This window comes from Roseofilum sp. (genome assembly GCF_982964205.1).
Map to the genome: position 1 here is coordinate 3277 of NZ_CEZBFX010000074.1, position 20538 is coordinate 23814.

15 protein-coding genes and 1 tRNA gene are annotated in these 20538 nt (G+C 43.1%); 7 read left to right on the forward strand and 9 right to left on the reverse strand.

The genetic code is table 11. From position 1 onward, the window contains the following. Nucleotides 1-853, reverse strand: an 853-nt coding sequence (locus tag AC3A14_RS16690) for a hypothetical protein (RefSeq protein ID WP_487779070.1), incomplete at its 3' end; no start/stop codon positions are given. 36 nt (nucleotides 854-889) lie between these two features. Beyond that, complete coding sequence (locus AC3A14_RS16695) at nucleotides 890-2911, reverse strand: response regulator (RefSeq protein ID WP_318733323.1); 2022 nt, start codon at nucleotides 2909-2911, stop codon at nucleotides 890-892. 379 nt (nucleotides 2912-3290) lie between these two features. Here AC3A14_RS16695 and AC3A14_RS16700 point away from each other — a divergent pair, with 379 nt between their 5' ends. Next, nucleotides 3291-6017 (forward strand): PAS domain-containing hybrid sensor histidine kinase/response regulator, encoded by a 2727-nt coding sequence (locus tag AC3A14_RS16700; RefSeq protein WP_318733322.1) that lies wholly within the window; start codon nucleotides 3291-3293, stop codon nucleotides 6015-6017. Here AC3A14_RS16700 and AC3A14_RS16705 read toward each other — a convergent pair. The 5 genes from AC3A14_RS16705 to dusB all read right to left on the reverse strand — a co-directional run bounded on the left by AC3A14_RS16705 (nucleotide 5965) and on the right by dusB (nucleotide 13207). Next, nucleotides 5965-7110 (reverse strand): sensor histidine kinase, encoded by a 1146-nt coding sequence (locus AC3A14_RS16705; RefSeq protein ID WP_318733321.1) that lies wholly within the window; start codon nucleotides 7108-7110, stop codon nucleotides 5965-5967. The two genes, AC3A14_RS16700 and AC3A14_RS16705, sit on opposite strands and share 53 nt — an antisense overlap. Nucleotides 7111-7115: 5 nt before the next feature. Continuing rightward, nucleotides 7116-10034, reverse strand: a complete 2919-nt coding sequence (locus AC3A14_RS16710; RefSeq protein WP_318733320.1) for a response regulator — start codon at nucleotides 10032-10034, stop codon at nucleotides 7116-7118. Nucleotides 10035-10148: 114 nt separating this feature from the next. Then, nucleotides 10149-11672: a serine/threonine-protein kinase gene (locus AC3A14_RS16715; protein WP_318733319.1), complete on the reverse strand. Its 1524-nt coding sequence runs from the start codon at nucleotides 11670-11672 to the stop codon at nucleotides 10149-10151. Nucleotides 11673-11699: 27 nt separating this feature from the next. Then, nucleotides 11700-12089 (reverse strand): DUF4359 domain-containing protein, encoded by a 390-nt coding sequence (locus AC3A14_RS16720; RefSeq protein WP_318733318.1) that lies wholly within the window; start codon nucleotides 12087-12089, stop codon nucleotides 11700-11702. A gap of 74 nt (nucleotides 12090-12163) precedes the next feature. After that, a complete protein-coding gene (gene dusB / locus AC3A14_RS16725) occupies nucleotides 12164-13207 on the reverse strand; it encodes a tRNA dihydrouridine synthase DusB (protein ID WP_318733317.1) in 1044 nt (347 codons plus the stop codon). A gap of 209 nt (nucleotides 13208-13416) precedes the next feature. Between dusB and AC3A14_RS16730 the strand changes: the two genes are divergently transcribed. Further along, a complete protein-coding gene (locus AC3A14_RS16730; RefSeq protein ID WP_318733316.1) occupies nucleotides 13417-13758 on the forward strand; it encodes a histidine triad nucleotide-binding protein in 342 nt (113 codons plus the stop codon). Between the two features lie 114 nt (nucleotides 13759-13872). Next, complete coding sequence (locus AC3A14_RS16735; RefSeq protein WP_413039110.1) at nucleotides 13873-14097, forward strand: nucleotidyltransferase domain-containing protein; 225 nt, start codon at nucleotides 13873-13875, stop codon at nucleotides 14095-14097. On the opposite strand, the gene AC3A14_RS16740 is transcribed toward AC3A14_RS16735, so the two are convergent. Continuing rightward, nucleotides 14086-15315 (reverse strand): pentapeptide repeat-containing protein, encoded by a 1230-nt coding sequence (locus AC3A14_RS16740; RefSeq protein ID WP_413039234.1) that lies wholly within the window; start codon nucleotides 15313-15315, stop codon nucleotides 14086-14088. The genes AC3A14_RS16735 and AC3A14_RS16740 overlap by 12 nt on opposite strands. 86 nt (nucleotides 15316-15401) lie before the next feature. Here AC3A14_RS16740 and AC3A14_RS16745 point away from each other — a divergent pair, with 86 nt between their 5' ends. From AC3A14_RS16745 to AC3A14_RS16755, 3 genes are read left to right on the forward strand one after another with little or no spacing between them, the layout of a single operon-like run. After that, nucleotides 15402-15635: a hypothetical protein gene (locus tag AC3A14_RS16745; protein WP_318733314.1), complete on the forward strand. Its 234-nt coding sequence runs from the start codon at nucleotides 15402-15404 to the stop codon at nucleotides 15633-15635. A 10-nt stretch (nucleotides 15636-15645) separates the two neighbouring features. Beyond that, complete coding sequence (locus tag AC3A14_RS16750; RefSeq protein WP_318733313.1) at nucleotides 15646-16092, forward strand: type 1 periplasmic-binding domain-containing protein; 447 nt, start codon at nucleotides 15646-15648, stop codon at nucleotides 16090-16092. Next, a complete protein-coding gene (locus AC3A14_RS16755) occupies nucleotides 16089-19127 on the forward strand; it encodes an ATP-binding protein (protein ID WP_318733312.1) in 3039 nt (1012 codons plus the stop codon). The genes AC3A14_RS16750 and AC3A14_RS16755 overlap by 4 nt, the downstream gene beginning before the upstream one ends. 303 nt (nucleotides 19128-19430) lie before the next feature. Here the strand turns inward: AC3A14_RS16755 and trhO are convergent, their stop codons facing one another. After that, nucleotides 19431-20324, reverse strand: coding sequence for an oxygen-dependent tRNA uridine(34) hydroxylase TrhO (gene trhO, locus AC3A14_RS16760; RefSeq protein WP_318733311.1), 894 nt, complete (start codon nucleotides 20322-20324; stop codon nucleotides 19431-19433). Nucleotides 20325-20434: 110 nt separating this feature from the next. Between trhO and AC3A14_RS16765 the strand changes: the two genes are divergently transcribed. Continuing rightward, a tRNA-Ala gene (locus AC3A14_RS16765) sits at nucleotides 20435-20507 on the forward strand. The last annotated feature ends 31 nt before the right edge of the window (nucleotides 20508-20538 follow it).

Below are 20538 nucleotides of genomic sequence, written 5' to 3' on the forward strand. Positions count from 1 at the left end.
TATAACCGGCTTCTCCACTGGGTAACCAGATGGGTGTCCATCCATCGAGGGGACTCGACAAGGTATCGGGGGTTTCTTGCGTTTCCTCCGTTGGCTCTAATGCTTCGGTTGGCTCTAACTCCTCTATTTCCTCTATTTCGGTTTCTTCTGATGGAGAAGGGTTCCGGGTTAAGACTTCGTTAGAGGCAACAGAAATCACCTCGCTGTCGATATCGGGCTGCGATCGCACATTCACCCCCGATCCCACCACAACCACCTGATTCTTTTCCCAGTCTAGTCTAGGTTGGGGTGAGTCGGCCAATGGGGGGTAGGCTTGCAGCAGTTCTGATTGTACGGGGGGACAAATCCATAGGGAAGTAAAGGGGTCAAAGTTAGCATCGGTGGGATTCTCTTCAATAATACATCCGAGGGCGATCGCCTTTTCCAATTCTTCCCATACCCTCACTTGTCCTATTGTCTCCCATAAAGGACTCTCCTCTGGTAACAAGTCCATCATAAAGTCTGGATCTCGGTTAGCAACTGCATGACGAAATTCCCGACGAAATTCATCAAACTCGCTTCCAGGTTCCACATCATCTATGTCCAATAGATTTAAAGGGCGGATTTCTGACGGGATTTCCAGAGACGCATTAGCGGAAATCGCAGCAGGAGAAGAGGTTGGAGAAACTTGGGAAGCAGGAGCATTCCCCACCGGGCGATTATGCCAGAAGAGGGCAAAGCTGGCTCCTCCTAGGGTAGCCGTCACCAGACTCATCAATAATAGGCTGTAAAGGTTATTCATATTTTTAGCATTAACGATCGCCACCAACAAAGAAACCGGGTTTCTGAATCCAGAATTGGGTTGAGAGTCCAAAAATCTTGCAGAAACCCGGTTTCTAGGCCTAGGCCTCTACCCCCCCTTTTTTTGGGCTAAATGTAGAGCGTTTTCTGCCCGTTGACAAAGTTGCTCTAATTCCTGACCGTGATCGGGAAATTGGGCACAGCCACTACTGAGGGTAATTTTAATCGGTTTTAAACCACCAATATCCATCCGATCTACTTGAATGAGGATCTGTTGGATTAATCGCTCAGTTTGTCGAGGATTGAGTCCGGGAGCAGCTAATAAAAATTGATCGTCTCCCCATCGGGTAATTAATGTTTTTGGAGGGACTTGCTCGAGTAAAATTTGGGCAATACTTTTGAGGACACGATCGCCTAATCGATAGCCTCCCTGTTGATTAATCTGTCGAAAGCGATCAATATCCAGAATAATTACAGCGAGAGACTGACGGTCTTGATGACATCGCTCTAACTGATGTTCAAGTTGTGTCCAAGCTTGATAACGACGCAGAACGTCGGTCAATTCGTCGTAGGGATCAATTTGAGAAGACAGATTTAAGCGAGATTGCAGGAGTTGATACCTTTCCAGACGGTTTAAAATACGGGTGACTAATTCCGGATCGGTTGCCGTTTTATTCACATAATCATCTGCACCCAGAGAATAAAGGCGATTAATGGTTTCTGGATCTTTGTAGGTGGTCAAAAACAGAATGGGTAAGTTATTCCAATCTGGATGGTTACGAACGGCTTCACATAACTCTAATCCGGTAATATCGGGCATATCAATGTCTAAAATCAGCAGATGGGGCTGAACTTGCTTGAGAGTTTTCCAAAAGTTATGGGGGTCTCCCAAGGGGATAACATCAATGCCCCAGGGAGGAAGGCAGGTGGTGAGTCGTTGGTGAATTAAGGGATCGTCGTCAACCGCAAGGAGAATTAGGGGAGCAGGAAGATCGGAGTCTTGACGATCCGGGAAATCGAGAGAGCTGACTTCCTTGGGTTGTACAGGGATTTCTTCTGTCTTGGCTGTCTGTTGTTCAGGGGGAGTAAGCAGGGTTTGTAGGTGTCTTAGATGCGATCGCAACTCGTGCCCTTTATGCCTAACATTATCGGATTGGAAAATCATTTCCATTAACCGAGCGATTTCCGATCCTTGGGGATAGCCAAACATGCCCAAAGAGCCGACTAATTTGTGAGCGGTGCGTTGTCCTTCCTGGCGCATATCTTCTGATAAGGTGCCTTGTTCTAAGTCAGCGATTGCATCCTCTAGAAGAGTTAATCGCTCTAGAATCGGCCCTTTGAAAGACTCCCATAACTCGGCGATCACTGCCTCAGTTTGAGCTTCTGGAGTCTCCAGTTTCTGAGGTTCAGCGATCGGGATGATAGGGGGAGTAGGGCTTGGGGCTTCTGTTGCTTTAGGGGGTAAGGTTTTCAAACGATAACCCATACCATAAATGGTTTCGATGACCCCATCTGCACCTACATTTTTTAATTTGCGTCGCAGGCGCTTCACATGGGCCCGCACCGTATCTTCCCCTGGGCTATCAGGAAATGACCATAAATAGTCTAAAATACTACTGCTACTAAAAATTCTCTGGGGATGGCGTAAAAATAATTCCAGCAAACTATATTCTTTTGCCGATAGAGAAAGGTTTTTTTGTTGATAAGTAACCTCGAAAGTTTTCGGATTTAAAGATAAATCCCCCCAGATTAACAGCGATTGGGTATAGGTTTGCTGACGGCGCATTACGGCCCGAATCCGAGCATTCAGTTCTTCTAGGGTACAAGGTTTCACGACATAATCATCGGCTCCAGCATCTAGACCTTTGACTTTATCGGTACTCTCCTGTTTGGCAGTTAATAAGATAATTGCGCCTTGATATCCTTCTTGTCGTAAACGATGACATAAATTTAATCCATCTAGCTTGGGGAGATCGATATCTAATAAAATTAAATCGTAGGTGAGAGTATCAGCATATTCCCAGCCAATTTCCCCATCATGAGCAATATCAACTACATGATGTTGGTGGGTTAAGGCTTTCTTGAGCATCGGTGCTAAAATGGGGTCATCTTCGGTGATTAAAATTCTCATAGTTATGGCTTATTCGTGCTTTGGAGCGTGGAAAGAGGAAGTAACCAGGGGAACTGGACAATAGTTGTTACACACCACAAAGAAGAGGCTCACGATCGCACAATGGGAATCCCTCAAGTGTTCAACGGCTATCCCTCAAGTGTTCAACGGCTATCCCTGAAGCGATCGCCAATGGACTGAACCAGTTACCTCAGGGGGCGGATTCAGGATTTGACTTGAATTTTTACATATTATCTGATTATCTCACTCCTCTGATCCGAGCTTGATTCTTATACAGCGAATAGATATTCTTGATAGACTACTTCAGTAACTCAAAGATGACTGAAGCTGAGTTTCAATCCTCATCTACAGCTCTGTTGATGCCAAGGACATTCTCGCCATGAGAGACGATCTGACGGATAGAACCCATAGCAGGGATACTCAAGGGGCTGAGATCTCGAGCGGCGATCGCCTGGCTCTCATTACCCACACTTCTAGTCAAGGAGAAATCATACAAAACCAATTAGTTGAACTTGGGTATGACATTCAACTCTTCCCGAATTGGGAAGATCGTATGCCCCCAGACTTTCTACCGAATTTAGTCTTAATTCAATCCCATTCTGCCCATTATTGGCAACAGGTTTATCAAAGCCTCAAATCCGATCCCAAAACTCATGGCATCCCCTTGCTGGTGTTAACCAATGATTCAGTCGATTTAGCAACAGTCAAAAGATTAGTGCTTCAGGGAGTAAGATTTATATCTTCGAGCCAACCCATTGATCTCGTCAGTGCGATTGAAGGACAACTGCATCAGAGTCAGCTCCAAGATCGATTAAGAGAAAAATCCGCCTATCTCCTACCCTGTCCAGAATGTTATCTATGGCAACAACCCATTTCCCCATCTACCTCTTCAGAGTATTTGCTCTCAGGAAATGCATCCTTATTAGAAGTACAGCGAATTGCCCACTTTGGCAGTTGGGAATGGGAGCGTCAGGAAGAGATTCGCCTCACTCAGGAAATTCGAGGATCGCAGGAAACCTATCGTATTTTAGGGATTGATCCCCAACAGTTGACCTATGCACAAGTGTTGAAAAAGCTCCCTCCCCAGGATCGTCGGGAGTTTCACCAGCGTATCCAAGAGGCGATCGCCACAGGAAAAGCCCAAGAATGGGAACTGGCGCTCTATAGTGGTGACGGACAACTGCGCTATTGTGAGCTGCGAGTGCAACCGATTTTAGGGATTGATAGTAAGGTGAGGGGATTATTTGGCATTCTCCTCGATATTAGCGATCGCAGGCTTTTAGAACAAAAAATCCAGACTTCAGAAATGGAAATGCGCTCTGTATTTGGAGCGATGGGAGATATTGTTTTAGTCCTGGATCGAGCGGGGGAAACCATTAAAATGAGTCCCACTGCTCCGGCATTGGGAGAGGGAGTCGAACTGATTTCGGAAACCATTAATCAGATTATTTATGGAGAGCAGCGAGAAACACTCTGTCAGCAGTTACAACAAGTGGTAACCGATCGAATTACCCTGACTTTAGATTATGCTCTCGATCTTGAAGACTCCAAGGTTTGGTTTTCGGCAACCTTATCTCCTATGTTAGAGGATCAAGTCATTTTGATTGCCCGTGATATTACTGAACGAAAGAATGTAGAATTAGAACGAGATCTGGCTCTAGAACAGGCGGAATCTGCCAGCCATGCCAAAAGTCGATTTTTAGCCAATATGAGTCATGAATTAAGAACTCCCCTGAATGCCATTTTAGGATTTACTCAGGTTCTCCTGCGAGATGCTTGTTTCTCTGACGAACACGAAAATTATCTCAACATCATTTATCACAGTGGAGAACATTTATTAGGGCTAATTAATAATATTTTAGATTTATCGAAGGTTGAAGCGGGTTATATCGATATCAATCCTACCTCGATTAATATACAAGTTTTCCTCGAGAGTCTCTATCAGATGTTAAATCTGAAAGCAGCAGAAAAACAGCTCCATTTTGAAGTGCAAAAGATAACTCGATTGCCCGAATGCTTGGAAACGGATGAAGGGAAGTTACGGCAAATCTTGATTAATTTGCTCGGTAATGCGATTAAATTTACCAGTCGTGGACAAGTGATTTTACGGGTGGGTTATATTGAACAGAGGGAAGAACAGCATTTATTAGCTTTTGAAGTAGAAGATACTGGCCCAGGAATTGCCCCAGAAGAAATTGAGTTACTGTTTCAACCCTTTCAGCAGACTTCAACAGGGCTAGCATCCCAACAGGGAACCGGTTTAGGCCTATCGATTAGCCATAAGTTTGTGGAGTTATTGGGGGGTAAGTTAACCGTATCGAGTGTCGTCGATCGAGGTAGTATTTTTAAGTTTCAGATTCCGGTAGAACTAGAGTGTTTACTCGAGAGGCAAGCACATCAAGAGCATCGACGGGTAAAAGGTTTAGCACCGGATCAACCGTCTTATCGCATTTTAGTGATTGATGACTACTCAGAGGATCGTCAAGGGTTGGTTACGTTGCTGGAGATGGTGGGATTTGTGGTTGAGGGGGCAGCCAATGGCAAAGAGGCGATCGCCCAATGGCACCGTTTTGATCCGGATCTGATTTTGATGGATTTGCGAATGTCCTACCAGAACAGATATCCAACCATGGAACAAATTCGTGCTATCACTCAGGAGAAGTCTATACCGATTATCGCGATCGCAGCCATGGTCTTTGAGGATGAAGACCAGTTAAACGCTCAAATCCGTTACGATCGCGTACTCTATAAACCCCTTGAAGAATCTATTCTCTTGGCGACTATTGCTGAATTTTTATCCCTAGAATATACCTATGAAGATCCATTAAGAATCAGTATTTTCTCAGAGCCAATCCATGCGGAAACGGTTGATGTTAGCATATTTTTGACGATGCCAGAGCTATGGCTCGAAGACATATACCATGCCACCATTACCCTGGACGATCAAAGGATTCTAGAGCTAATTGAAGATTTGCCAGGCGATCGAGCTGAACTGATACAATTCATTGAGCAGAAATTGAATGGGTTTGATTTTGAGAGTTTGTTAGACCTAATCACTCCGTTACTTCCTGAGTCTCTTCTTCAGCATCAGGCATTAGAAGAGTGAAATAAAAAGATGTTCCCACATCGACTTCCGATTTAAACCAAATTTTACCGCCGTGATTCTCAGCAATTTTGCGGCACGTAGCTAGCCCGATGCCATGGCCACTATATTTTTTGGAGTCATGAAAGCGCTTAAAGACTTGAAAAACTTCTCCAGTCTTGTCTAGGGGGATACCAATACCATTATCTTTGATACTAATTAAGCATTTATTTTTCCGAATGACTACTTTGATTTGAATTTGTGGTTGTCGATCTGGAGCTGTAAATTTAATCGCATTGTTAATTAAATTTTGAAACAGTTGAACAAGCTGAAGTTCATTCCCTTGCACTGTGGGCAATGAGGAGCAAATAAGATTCACATTTCGTTCAGCGATCGCACTGGCTAAGTTTTCTTTCACTTGCCCAATAATCTCATTACAATCAACCGGTTCTAAAGCGATCTGCTCTTGTCCCATTTTGGCATATATCAATAAATCCTGGATTAACCGTTTCATGCGATCGCCCGCACTAATAATACTTTGTAAATGAGTATATTCTTCGGGTTCTAATTTATCTTTTAACGTAAACTCCAGAATGCGAGCAAATCCTAATATACTTTGCATCGGTTGCTGTAAATCATGGGAGACTACTGAAGTGAATTTTTCTAGTTCGTGATTAGCTTGAGTCAATTTCTCATTATTTTCAATCAGTTGCTGTTGCAGAGAACGAATATGTAAGTGGTTTTTTACTCTAGCCAAAACTTCAGCGTTTTTAAATGGTTTCGTAATATAGTCTGCTCCTCCTAACTGGAATGCCTTCACCTTATCCCACGTATCATCTGAAGCACTAATAAAAATAATGGGTATATCATAGGTTTTAGGATCGCTTTTTAAGGCTTCACACACTTGATACCCATCCATTTCTGGCATTCTAATATCTAATAAAATCAAGTCAGGCAAACAACTATAAATGGAATCAATCGCTGCTTTTCCACTCAATGCTTTGCGAACTTCATAGCCCATACCACTTAAAATATCTGATAATAAGCGCACATTAACGACGTTATCATCAACAACTAAAATTTCTGCATAATCGATCAATTGAGAGTTCATATTCATAGTATTTATTGGGAATGGGCAACATTTTTCACCAGATCTAGGATTCGATTAAATTGAAAGTTATTCGACCAATTTTCTAATCTATCAGCTAAATTTTGGTTTTCAGAAGGAATGAATTGAATTAAATCAAGAATTTCTGAATCCGATCCCTTACGAGCCGCTTGGAATAACCGATCGATCCAATCTGGAGACATTTCTGTTAACCGTTCTTTTAAGTGTTCTGAATCCTTCTCAATCGTTGGATCGGGGTTAGACTTTATCAAATCTACACTAGAAAATTCCGTCAATTCTGGAGTGAGATAGGTAGAGTCCAATGAGTTAGCATATTGATAATGAACTCCTAAATGTTGGGCAATTTTTTGCCACACGACTTCTTCTTGAAAGGGTTGCTTCATGTAGTCATCCCACCCATCTGCTCTAAGATCTCCGAGTTGATCTGAGGCAAATTCAGGGATCAAAGCAATCAGCACGGTTTCTTTGCCTTTGGGTGTGGCTTGAATGGTCTCAGTGACGGTATGACTAGAGATTGCCGAGAGTTGGATATCCATCAAAATTAAATCGGGTAACCAGTTTTTACATAGAATTATGGCTTCTTCAGTTTGAGTGACTTCGCGGACTTGAAATCCAACGGATTGTAGTAGATTCACTAAGTATTGTCGGCTGGCCCAGCGATCTTCAATTACTAATATACGATAGTTCGGTTGATTCGGGGCGAGTCCAATGACTGGGGAAGAGCTACTCTCCTGATTAGAATGAATACTTTTGTCCAAAATAAAAGGAATTTGAAAGCTAAATCGAGACCCCTGGTTCACTTGACTTTTGACTTTAATTTGTCCTCCCATTAAATTGACTAATCTTTGACTCACGGCTAGACCTAACCCGGTTCCCTCTTGAGATGGAGGATTAGAAAATGGATTAAATAGGGTGGATAAGAATTCTGAAGACATGCCAATCCCTGTATCTTCTACCTCGAAGCATAAATAGGAAGGGCAAGAAATCCGGAGGGTAATAATTCCTGAAGGAGTGAATTTAATACTATTATCGAGTAAATTAATGAGGACTTGTCGAAGTTTGTGTTCATCGGTTTGGATAGTTTTGGGGGTATTCTCTTCCTGAATTAATTGAAAAGTTAGTCCTTTGGTTCTGGCTCGAGTTCGGATGAGACGGCTGAGGGAGTCAAGAAATTGGTAGAAATCGAAGGGTTGGGGATAGAGTTTGATGCGCCCAGATTCAAGTTTGGACATATCTAAAACATCGTTAATTAAGTGCAATAGATGTTCGCCACTTTGGTGAATAATGCTTAAGTAGTCTTGGACTCCATGGCTGAGGTTTGTATCTTGTTGAAGAATTTGGGTAAAGCCTAAAATACCGTTGAGGGGAGTTCGCAGTTCATGGGTCATTTTGGCTAAGAATTCACTTTTTGCTTGGTTGGCTCCTTCGGCGATATCTTTGGCCTGGGCGAGTTCTTGGGATTGTCTTTGGGCAGTTTCGAGGACTTTGGCTTGTTGCAAAGTGATGCCAAGTTGTTCGCCAATTTCGACTACAAAATGAATTTCACTGTCTGTCCAGAAGCGAGGACTGGAGTTTTGATAACAGGCGAGGAGTCCCCAAAATTCGGTTTCGGTGAAGAGGGGAACGGTTAGATAGGCTGTTGCTTGGAATTGGCGCAGGAGATCGAGATAGCAGTCGTTGAATCCTGCTTGTTCGATGTCGGGAACGCAGAAATAGGTTGTTGGGTATTGGTAGCGTCCGTTGCGGGTGTTTTGGAAGTGGGTATCAGTGATGATCTGAGGGTTTGGGGTGTAGAGATTGACGAAACAGCGATCGCTCTCTAGAGAGACAAAGGGGTTAGTCATTACGGATACCCAACCTTTACCGACAGATTCGGCCACAAATTGGCCACTCCAGTCAGGATTAAAGCGAAATATACCCACGCGATCGCACTGTAGGGTTTGGCGGATATCCTCGGTGATGGTGTAGAACACTTGTTCCATATCTAGGGTACTGCGCATCCGTTCCAGAATTTGACGGGTAGCTCTTTCGAGTTTGATTTTCTCCTTTAGCTCCGTTAATACTTGGTTGTGTTTGCTTTCTATTTTTTTGCGTTCAGTAATATCGTTAAATAGACACAGAATATAAAATTTAGCTTGTAGATTAAGTAATTCAGCCGAGAGGAGAAGGGTGCGGACTTCTGAGTTTTTGGTTAAAACTTGCAGTTCGTAGTTTTGGAGGCGTTGCGATCTCTTGAGTTCTACGAAGAGCCGATCTCCTTGGTTAGAATTAGCGCACAAATTCATCTCCATCGGGTTTTTACCGATAGTTTCTGCTTTAGAATATCCCGTAATATCTAGAAAGGCTTGATTGAGATCGATGAATTCTCCATCAGGATATGCGGCGATCGCCATGGGATAAGGACTGAGTAAAAAAGCTTTAGAAAATTTTTCTTCTGACTCCTGTAGTGCCTTTTGAGTTTTTTCCTGCTGTTCGATTTCGTATTGTAATTGGCGATTTTGATCGAGGAGTTGTTTTTCTAACGTCTGAATTCTTAATTGGTGCTTGATTCTCACCAAGACTTCTTCAATCTGAAAGGGTTTGGTAATATAGTCACATCCTCCGACTTCAAAGGCTCGGATTAAGTCAATGGGATCGTCCAAAGCACTAATGAAAATCACTGGAATATGAGACATTCTTGGGTTTTCTTTTAACCGTTGACAGACTTGGTAGCCATTGAGATCGGGCATTCTAATATCGAGTAAGATTAGATCGGGAGGAGCGGCTTGAATGCTAATCAGAGCCATCTTACTATTTTTGACACCACGAGCTTTATAGCCTGCTTGTTTGAGGGCACTGCACAAAACATGCAGATTATTCATGGAATCATCAATAATTAAAATTTGAGGTCGAGGAGGCTTTAATGCTACCATCTTTATTGTTTTTTATATCTAATAAGGCAAGAGGCAAAAAGTAAGAGGCAATAGAAGATGTTCTAAATATCCTTAGATATTCCTTAAGAAAATATAGCAGAAAACTCAAAAACTCTAAACTAATCCACAAATAATACACTTAGAAGCGATCGCCTCTACATGTTTTGACCAATCCGATCCTTTGAAGCGAGCGGGAGAGGGCAGGTGAGCAACAGGAGCATTGCTTTTATACTGAATATAGTCCTCCGTATTACCGCTGGGCCGCAAAGGCCACTTCAGGGCTTGGCAAAACGGGAAGTACTCTTCTCCTGCTTGTTGATAGACCTGAAACTGAAGCGTAAACCCAAAGCGTCCCTCACTGGCCTCAACCCACAGTCGATCGACAGTCTGGAAATCTTCACAATGAATATCTGTGATATTACGAGGATCTAAAAAAGAGCTAATCGGTTTACCCGATGCTTTATGAAGACAATTCCAGGTCTCTTGATCGGCTGCTTTCCAGCGCTTCATTTGCAGTAGATTTTGCAATTTTGTATAATCAACACCCACAGCAGACTTCAATTCTACGGGGAGTTCGGAGGAGCCAAACACCCAAGTTTTAACCATATGAAGGGGGTTAAATACTTTAGAGGTGACTTCTGTGGGTTGGTTACTGATAGCGGTGCGACTGGAAGAGGGACGGGAAGTGAGAGGTTTAGGTTTTTGAGATTTAGGTTTTTGGGATTTGGAAGCCGCTATAGATGTGAAGGAACCGGGGGAAACTGATAATACAGATAGTACTTCCGAGGCGGATTGAAAGCGTTGCTTTAAATTCCGGGCAACCATGCGATCGAGGGTTTGGGCTAATGTTAAGTTCACCCGTTTTTCTGGAAGTAAATAATCTCGCCATACCCATTTTTCATTCGCAATATCATAGAGTTCTAAGGGAGGTAGTCCGGTCAATAAATGCAGACAAGTGGCTCCTAAGCTATATAAATCACTGGCTGGAAAAACTTTCCCTCGCAACTGTTCTAAGGGCATATATTCTGCACTGCCGACGATCGTTCCGGTTTGGTTTAAGGTGGTTTGCGAAACCCATTTCGATACACCAAAATCAATTAATACGGGTAAATTATCCTTTTTGCGGCGGATGATATTTTGGGGTTTAATATCCCGATGAATGACCTGATTATCATGAACAAACTGTAAAACGGGTAAAATATCTCGTAGGAGTTGTTCAATTTCTTCGGGTTCATAACCCCCTTTTTGTTGTAATTCCTGAGTCAGGGTTGGACCGTCTACAAATTCTTGCACTAAATAAAGCTGTTGATCTTGTTCAAAATTGGCGAGTAAATCAGGAATTTGATCGTGTTTTCCTAACTCATCTAAACGAACAGCTTCTTGACGAAATAACCGTTGAGCTTTATGAACGACCCGATCGCTAAACCCCTTGAGATAGAGTTGTTTAACTACCCGGAGAGGTTGGGACGGAATATCTTCGTCAATTGCAATAAAGGTTTTACCAAATCCCCCTTGACCCAGTTGACTAACCGGCCGATAGCGTTGTCGGAGATAGAGGGAAGTGCCACAACTGGAGCAAAATTTAGTGTTATCGGGATTTTGGGGGGATTTGCACTCGGGGTTAACACAGTAACTCATGGGGATATCCTGACAACGAAAGTGACGTTATTGGACGGATCTTTCTTCTGCCTTCAAGATATGGAAATGGGAAAAAACTCCTAGGGTTTCAAATTCGTAAGCAGGCAGAAAGGCGGCAATTGATAGATTAGTTCGATAGATACTAAACAGTATATAGTCTTGACGCTCGGTGCGTTGGGCAATGATGGTTTGCAGTTGGAGTTGAGCTTCTTGGAGGAAGTTATCGCAAGATTGTTGCAGGATGTTGCCCAAGCTTTGATTGGCTTTGTCGCAAACGTTTTCTTGGAGATATTCGACTAACTGTTGGGAGGCAAACTCTTCATAGTTGGAGGATTTGGGGTTTGTGGCAACCATTGCTCCGGTTACGGTAGCGATCGCCACTCCTCCGACTAAAGCCACCATTTTTAGCGCTTTCATAACCACATTCCTGTCTAAATGCCATTCTTGACCATACACCCAACTGCGGGCTATCTCCCGGAAACTGGGGAAAACTAACCCACGGGTACAGGAGCAGGATCGAGGTCTAATTCCATCAGTTTGGCGATCGCCCCTTCTAATAAGCTTACCCCGTCTTCTACGGATTCTATCCGCGCCAATTTACCCCGCAACTCTCCCGCACCATAGAACTCCTTAGCGTACCACGTCATATGCTTACGGGCCTGACGGATACCGCGATCGCCCTTATATTCGTACAAGGCTCGTAAATGCTCCATGGCACATTCTAAACGGGCGATCGCCGTCGGTTCGGGCAATTTTTCTCCCGTCTTCAAGAAATAATCAATTTCCCCCACCAAAAACGGATACCCCAACGTCCCCCGCGAACACATCACCCCATCCGCTTTGGTTTCCTCCAAACAGCGTACTGCCGCTTCCACGGAGAAAATATCCCCATTGGCAATGACTGGGATGGACAACCTTTCTTTAACCTTCGTAATCCATTCCCAACGGGCCGGCCCATTATACCCCTGGGCGCGAGTCCGGCCATGGAGCGTCAACATTTTTGCTCCCGCATCCTGCATCCGTTGGGCAAACTCCAGGATATTAATTTCCTGATTTGACCAGCCAATGCGCGTCTTCACCGTCACCGGAACCTCAACTGCTTGAGCCACTTCTCGTACAATCGCCTCCGCAATTTCCGGCTCGCGCAACAAAGACGAACCGCCCCCATTTTTAGTAATCTTATTGACGGGACAGCCCATATTAATATCCACCGTATCTGCCCCTTCGTCTACCGCCATTTGCGCCGCTTCCGCCAGAAAATCTGGGCGACAGTCAAACAGTTGAATACTTATCGGGCGCTCATTCGGGTCTACTTCCATCAGTTTCGGCAACTCGCGCACATAGTGTAATCCCGTAGCGTTCACCATTTCCGTATACATCATGGAACTGGGCGCATAGCGACGCACCAGGCGACGAAACACCAAATCCGTCACCCCCGATAGAGGCGATTGTAAGACCCTAGAGTTGACTTCTACCGTGCCAATTTTCAGGGGAGAAGAGAGTCGAGCTTGCAGTTCTGGAGACAAGGCAACCATGGTGAATCTATGGAATGAGCGTTTGAGTTTTCAGCGAATCCTTTTTCCGTTTAATTATACAACAGTCAAAAACTCGGCTTCTGGCGTTACGCGGGGGGCAAGAAACCGGGTTTCTACCAGGGTTGACAAGACAAACAAGAAGATGCGCGAGAAACCCGGTTTCTGGGTGCTGTATCATGAGACCAATTCAATTTATCCCTCTTCGATCCATGAGCGAAACCATTTTTAGTAAGATTATCCGTAAGGAAATTCCAGCAGATATTGTCTATGAAGATGAGCTTTGTCTGGCATTTAACGATATTTCTCCCCAAGCTCCCGTTCACATTCTGGTGATTCCCAAAAAGCCAATTCCCAAGCTAGCCGATGCTGACTCTCCAGATCATGCCTTGATGGGTCATTTATTGCTCACTGTTAAACGAGTAGCCGAACAAGCGGGACTCACGAACGGATATCGCGTGGTTATTAACAGTGGAGCAGACGGAGGACAAACGGTCGATCATCTACACCTCCATATTCTCGGAGGACGCACTCTGGACTGGCCTCCGGGCTAGTTTGCCGTTATTATCGTATGGTACAGGTGGGTTTTCTCAGATTTAGGAAACCCATCAATAACTCTGAGATTGAGTATCTTTATGCTTCTGGCAGAAAGGCGATCGTAACGAACGATCGCAACCCAGAAACTAAAAGAGTATTTACAATCGCTTTATCAAGACAATTTAGATAAAGTTATTTTGTTTGGTTCTGAAGCACGGGGAGAGGCGGATATTGATTCTGATATCGCTATTTTGATTGTGCTTAAAACCCCCTTTGTCTATGTTGTTTTCTCCCCCTATCACAGCGCAAAGCACTGTATCTTTGAATTTCTCGTTGATTCTAGACTACCTTCCTAAAAAGTTTGTAATCCCCTCACACCCTCCGGGAATCGTTTGTCGTGAGGCTTCCCCACACCAAGAACAGCAGTAATAGCGTTGTTCTTCTGAGAGTTCTTGAACGCCAGAAAAATCAGTATTTTCGACCACTGCACCGGTATATTCTCCGGTTTTGTAATTGGGTGGATGTTGGCGATCGCGGGGGGTAGCTGTTTGTGCCGATCCATAAAAGAACTGTGTCCCTCTTAAGTCAGCGCCCGCTAAATTGGCTTGATACAGGACGGTTCGGGATACATTTGCCTTGGTTAAATCGGCATTTCTTAAATCCGTGCGGACTAAATAAGCCTCACTTAAATCCGTCCATCGCAGGTCTGTACGAGCTAAATTTACACCAGCTAACATCACTCCTAAATTAATCACTCGAATCCCATTAAGCCGGTCTTCCTGATATCCTCCTCGCCCATCAAAAATCGGTCGCCCCAAATGATAATCCCGGCGCAAGGGCGTGAGTAAATTGGATTGGGATAAAAACCGAATGACCTTGGCTTTCCCGGCGGCATTGACACTGCTGAGAATGGCGGCAGTTCGGCCTTCGGCAAAACAGCGCTCTTGAGGCCAATCTTCTAACATACCCTCATCATCTAATGCCAGTTCAGAGATGCCCTGAAAAAAAGCATCAATGGTTTGTTGTTGAGTAATGGTATTTTGCTGAATGGTTAAATCCTTGGAAATCACATATTGTCGCCAAGAAATATAAACGGCCAAAATGGCGATCATAATTTGTCCCACAGCACCCACCCATTCAGCCCAAGACCCAAATTCATCCCATTTGACTTGATTGAGCCAGTTACTGATGGCGCGATACAGTCCTAAATAATTAAGGAGTCCAGCTAGGGAAATAAATAAACCGGTAAATCCGATAAGTTGCGATCTCTGTTGGGCAGTCAGATCTTTGAGCGTTCGAGTTAATGTCGGCCAGACTAACCGCAAAGAGAGCGCAAAGGCAACGGCTGCCCCAGAAAAGCCCATCCAGAAATTATGAAGCGATAATCCCACAAACCAGACGACGATCGCCACTACCATAATCCAATCCCCAGATGGCGACGGTTTACTCGACCATCGCTCTGGATTAAACTCTGAAGGCTCTAAAGTTGAGGGCGGTTGCTCTAGGGAATGACGAGGTTTACCTTGAGAACTAGGGGATAGGGAAGCGGAAGACGACGCAATCGGATCGGGCATCATACAGGAAAACTAATCAAGGATCATAAACGACGTACCATCTTAAAGAAGCATAGCGCGATCGTTAAAATAGGCAGTCTTCAGACATGATACAGAAAAATAAGTGGACGATTCGTTCTGGGTTGATGCTCTTGGCTATCCTACCATGGTCAGCGTGTTCATCAAGGCTTCCTGAATGTAGCGATCGTTTAGGGTATGTTACCTTTAGCCCCAATGAAGCCATTGAGCTAGGGGGAGGCAATACCGTCCCTTTCTTAACTCCCATGGGTTCTGAATCTGCCAGTCATGGGTATGTAGGTTGTTTCCGCACAGTACTATAATGAGACTAAAGTGGAGAAAGTCGCTACTAAATTTGCCATTGAAGAGCTAGGCGTAAAATGGGCGGCAACGGTCAATGATGGGGATGCATTTACCCAGAGATTAAGTCTCTCTTGTGAAGAGACCTTTGCACAATTGGAGGGTGAGGTTGTTTTGAGTGGAGCAGTCAATAAGGGCGATCGCAACATGAAGCCGACTTTAAATTCATTAGTGGGCTTTACTTGGCCACAAACAGAAGGTTTAAGGACAGTGGACAATGCCTATGAAGGTGAATATGGTTACTCTCCGGAGCCTCCTGATTACAGTTTTGCCTACGATACAGCTAATATGGTGCTGGAGGCACTTTCCTCTGTGGCGGTGCGATCTCCCAATTGCACACTCCCAATTGGCTGTCAAGAACTACGAAATTGCGATGCTAAGTTTGTTACTGTTGATTGTTTCGATCCAACTATTCTATGAAACCGGTGATTTTCACTCAACTTAGAAAGCTCCAACAATGGTGGAATCGCTTAAGTATTACCACTAAACTATCCACTGGTTTTGGTGGATTATTTGGCTTTATTCTGTTGGTTTCAATCAATAGTTATATTGCATTTAAAGTCGTTCAAGATAAAGCAGCACAAGATATTTATACAAGTGTAGAGCTTCAGAGATTAGTTCTAGAGATGGATCGCCATTTGCAAGCCGCTCGTACCGATCAAAGAGATTTTTTCTTGCGCTATTCAGAAATTGGATTTAATCAGGCTAAAGAAATTTATGCCCAAGAAGCTGTAGATAATATTGATGAAGTCATTCGCTTAATGACCGAGTTCAAAAAACTGATTGAGCAACCACAAGTTAGTAATTCCCTTAAAGAAACAGATGTGGATATCAATTTGTTTGTTGCCTCAGCCGAACATTATGAAACAACTTTTATGGAAGCGGTTGAATTGGTTACAAGACTAGCGGAGGAGGGAAAAGGACTAAAAGATCAATTAGACCATTTAGGTAATGAAGGAAAACAGGCCATTGAGTCCCTAGACATCCAGTGGAGAGAACAATATCAAGCTTTACGTCTGGCACAAAAAGAGTATTTGATTACTCGGCAGCGTCGCCATATGCGCTCTACTTTTAAAATCTTACTAGAATTAGAGAAAAAGATACTAGAAGATTCAACAATAAACCAGCAACAAAAAAATACTCTATTAAACATTCTCGCCTCTTATAAGAATACAGCAGAAGAGATTTTAAAAGTAGACAGTGAAATTCAAGCCAAATTTAGTGATTTTGACTTACAAGCAAAAAATATAGATCGAATTTCTGGTCAACTTATTGAATTAACTAATCAAGAGGTCTTAAAGGCAGAAAAAAAGGTGGATGAGGCGAGTGAGTTGATTTACTATATCTTGTCTTTTTCTGTCCTGCTTGGATTATTGTTTGTCACGATCATTGCCCGCTTATTCCAAAAAGGAATCACAGAAAAAATAATCGAACTGACTCAAGGAGTTAATCAGCTTAAACAAGGTTCTCTTGACCATCGCTTACCGATAGAATCGGAAGATGAACTAGGAGAATTGGCAGAAGGGTTTAATGAAATGGCAAGCCAACTGCAAGCTTTAGTTAATAATTTAGAACAACAAGTAGTAGAACAAACAGTTACCATTCGCAAAAGTGAAGCTCTACTCAATGAAACCCAAAAAATTGGTCAGTTAGGGGGATGGGAATTCGACCCTCAGACTCAAGAGTTGATTTGGACTCAGGAAGTTTACCAGATTCACCAACTTGAACCTGAGTATGTACCAACTTTAGAGGGGATGTTATCCTTTTTTGAAAACAGGTATAAAAATAAACTCAGAGAAGCAATTGATAAAGCGATCGTTCACTTAACTGACTTTGATTTAGAACTGCCTTTGATGTGTCATTCAGGTCGTTTGATTTGGGTTCGTATCATTGGTCAACCTTTTCAAGTGGACGATCGAGGAATTAAGGTTAAAGGAACGCTGCAAAATATTAGCGATCGCAAAGAAATTGAACTAGCCTTGCAACAAGCAAAGCAGGCGGCTGATGGTGCCAACCAAGCAAAAACAGAATTTTTGTCCAGTATGAGTCATGAACTTCGCACTCCCCTCAATGGAATTTTGGGTTATACCCAAATCTTAAAACGCTCGAAAACTTTGGAGGGAGAAGATCGCAAAGGAGTAGACGTAATTCATGAATGTGGGTCTCATTTACTTAGCCTGATTAATGATATTCTCGACATGGCTAAGATTGAATCGAGAAAAATAGAATTGCATGAACAATCCTTAGCTTTAAGCTATTTTCTAGATGGCATAACTTCAATTTGCAAAATCAAAGCTCATCAAAAAGGCTTGGATTTTAAAAGCATTTATTCTTTTGATTTACCCAAGGCGATTGTAATTGATCAAAAACGGTTGCGGCAAGTTTTAATTAACTTGATTGGCAACGCGATTAAGTTTACAGATACTGGAGAAATAACTTTTCAGGTAACTTGTATTCATCTGAGTTCTAGAGAGAATCAGAATTATGCAATAATTCGCTTTGAGGTCAAAGATACTGGCATTGGCATTCCTCCAGAACAAATGGAAAAAATATTTTCTCCCTTTGAACAAGTGGGGGACAAAGCTCGGATGTCTGAAGGCACTGGTTTAGGATTGGCGATTAGTCAAAATATCGTTCAATTGATGGGAGGAGAGTTACAAGTTTCTAGTATTCCTAACCAAGGAAGCTGCTTCTTCTTTGAGATTGAGTGTTTATTAGCTGAAGAGACTATATTTGCAGAATTTCCAATTCAAGACCATACCATTACTGGATATTTAGGCAAAAAGAAAACTATTTTAGTTATTGATGACCGTTGGGAACATCGTTCTTTGATTGTCAACTTGCTCAACTCCCTAGGGTTTGAAGTTGTACAAGCAACTGATGGCAAAGAAGGACTCAAAGAAGCTAAAAGAGTAAAGCCAGATTTAGTTATTACTGATATTTTTATGCCGGTAATGGATGGCTTAGAACTGACTCAAATTCTCCGACATCTGAATGAATTGAAACATATTCCAATCATTATATCAAGTGCTAGCATTTCAGGTTTAGACACAGAAAACAGTCCAGGGATTAATTGTAATGATTTTATTCCTAAACCTATTGATACAGAGGTTTTACTAGCCAGTTTGAAAAAGCACTTGAATTTGACCTGGATGTATACTGATAGTCCAGACTTGGATCATCTGGATTATCCTATAGATCGAGTGGAAAACAGTAAAAAAAGCAATTTATTTACAATGATATTTCCTCCAAAGTCTGAACTCAAAAAGCTCTATCAATCAGCGCGAATTGGTGATATTGAAGATATGGAAAATGAGGTGAAACGTTTAGCAAAAATCGACAAAGAGTATCAGTCTTTTGTTCGTTATACTTCAGATTTATTAGACGATTTTGCGATTGAGGAAATCAGGATTCTGTTAGAAGATTTTTTCCAAAATGTAGAAAACTCGGCTTAGAATTGTTTGTACAGTTTTTGATGTAATCACTAGCACTCTCGATTACGGCGACTCAATTAAGAAGCAAACCTTAAAAATGATCCCTTCTGTGTTAACTGTAACCTAGAATGAAAGTATCTGACTAGGTTATGGAGTACATGATGATGGGTTTGAATAGCTCTTCTGTATGGCTATTATTTGGCGCTTTTTTCATTCTGCTGATGATCTCCGCGACTCCGATATTGGGATCGCTGGAGGTTAAAGGGTCTCTGACATTTTTGCTCTGGCTATTTGGGATCTTTTTTGTTGGAGGATGGGTGCTGTTTATTTGTTATCCCTTGTTTTCTTAAGTTTGCTTTGCTGATATTTCGTTTGTTGGTGAACCCGTTTTTCAGGGGTAAGGCGATCGCTGCAATGGGGACAGCAAATTCCTTCTTCATAGTCTGGTGAAGCCTTATCTTCCTCAGAAATGGGATAACCACAAGCAACACAGAGATTGTAACTGCCAGCAACTAAGCCGGTTTTGATCGCGATCCGCTGGTCAAAGACAAAACATTCCCCTTCCCATAAACTGTCGGGTTCGGGGACTTCTTCGAGATACTTCAGAATTCCGCCTTGCAGGTGGTAGACTTCCTGAAAGCCCTGTTTGAGCATAAAGGCCGTGGCCTTTTCGCAGCGAATTCCCCCAGTACAGAACATAGCCACTTTGGCATGCTTTTGGGGATCGAGATGGTTTTTTACATAGTCGGGAAAGTCCCGAAAAGATTCAGTGTGGGGATTTTGCGCCCCCCGGAAGGAACCGATCTTTACTTCATAGTCATTTCGGGTGTCAATGAGAGTGACTTCTGGATCGCCGATCAGTTGGTTCCACTGCTGGGGGCTGACATAGGTTCCCACTTGCTCATTGGGATTAACGTCTGGTTGGCCGAGGGTGACAATTTCTTGTTTAAGGCGCACTTTGAGGCGATCGAAGGGATAATCCGGCGCTGTAGATTCCTTATGGGTAAGATCCCATAATCGAGGATCGGAACGCAAATAGCTTAAGAGGGTATCAACGGACGAACGAGAACCGGCGATCGTGGCATTGATGCCTTCGGATGCTAAGAGGATGGTTCCTTTGATCCCTTGCTCTTCACATAACGAGTATAGAGGCGATCGCCATTTGGCATAATCGGCAAAGGAAAAAAATTGGTAAAAGGTCGTTACGACAAGGCTCATGGTCACCTCCAGAAAAAAAATTAGCTGAACCTCTTTTCAAATCAAGTCTTATGTGTATAATAGATCGAGTGGGGTGAATTTCCACCTCTGTGCCTATTCTAAATCCTCTTGGGGGTATAGCTCAGTTGGTAGAGCGCCTGCTTTGCAAGCAGGATGTCAGCGGTTCGAGTCCGCTTACCTCCATTAACAACAAACCAAAGCATAGCAGACTTTC

What these genes read in the sequence shown, in the direction of transcription:
- AC3A14_RS16720 (WP_318733318.1), bottom strand. Translation starts at nt 12,089, where the DNA reads ATGAAAGCGCTAAAAATGGTGGCTTTAGTCGGAGGAGTGGCGATCGCT.
- AC3A14_RS16700 (WP_318733322.1), top strand. Translation starts at nt 3,291, where the DNA reads ATGAGAGACGATCTGACGGATAGAACCCATAGCAGGGATACTCAAGGG.
- AC3A14_RS16755 (WP_318733312.1), top strand. Translation starts at nt 16,089, where the DNA reads ATGAAACCGGTGATTTTCACTCAACTTAGAAAGCTCCAACAATGGTGG.
- AC3A14_RS16705 (WP_318733321.1), bottom strand. Translation starts at nt 7,110, where the DNA reads ATGAATATGAACTCTCAATTGATCGATTATGCAGAAATTTTAGTTGTT.
- trhO (WP_318733311.1), bottom strand. Translation starts at nt 20,324, where the DNA reads ATGAGCCTTGTCGTAACGACCTTTTACCAATTTTTTTCCTTTGCCGAT.
- AC3A14_RS16710 (WP_318733320.1), bottom strand. Translation starts at nt 10,034, where the DNA reads ATGGTAGCATTAAAGCCTCCTCGACCTCAAATTTTAATTATTGATGAT.
- AC3A14_RS16730 (WP_318733316.1), top strand. Translation starts at nt 13,417, where the DNA reads ATGAGCGAAACCATTTTTAGTAAGATTATCCGTAAGGAAATTCCAGCA.
- dusB (WP_318733317.1), bottom strand. Translation starts at nt 13,207, where the DNA reads ATGGTTGCCTTGTCTCCAGAACTGCAAGCTCGACTCTCTTCTCCCCTG.
- AC3A14_RS16740 (WP_413039234.1), bottom strand. Translation starts at nt 15,315, where the DNA reads ATGCCCGATCCGATTGCGTCGTCTTCCGCTTCCCTATCCCCTAGTTCT.
- AC3A14_RS16695 (WP_318733323.1), bottom strand. Translation starts at nt 2,911, where the DNA reads ATGAGAATTTTAATCACCGAAGATGACCCCATTTTAGCACCGATGCTC.
- AC3A14_RS16715 (WP_318733319.1), bottom strand. Translation starts at nt 11,672, where the DNA reads ATGAGTTACTGTGTTAACCCCGAGTGCAAATCCCCCCAAAATCCCGAT.
- AC3A14_RS16745 (WP_318733314.1), top strand. Translation starts at nt 15,402, where the DNA reads ATGATACAGAAAAATAAGTGGACGATTCGTTCTGGGTTGATGCTCTTG.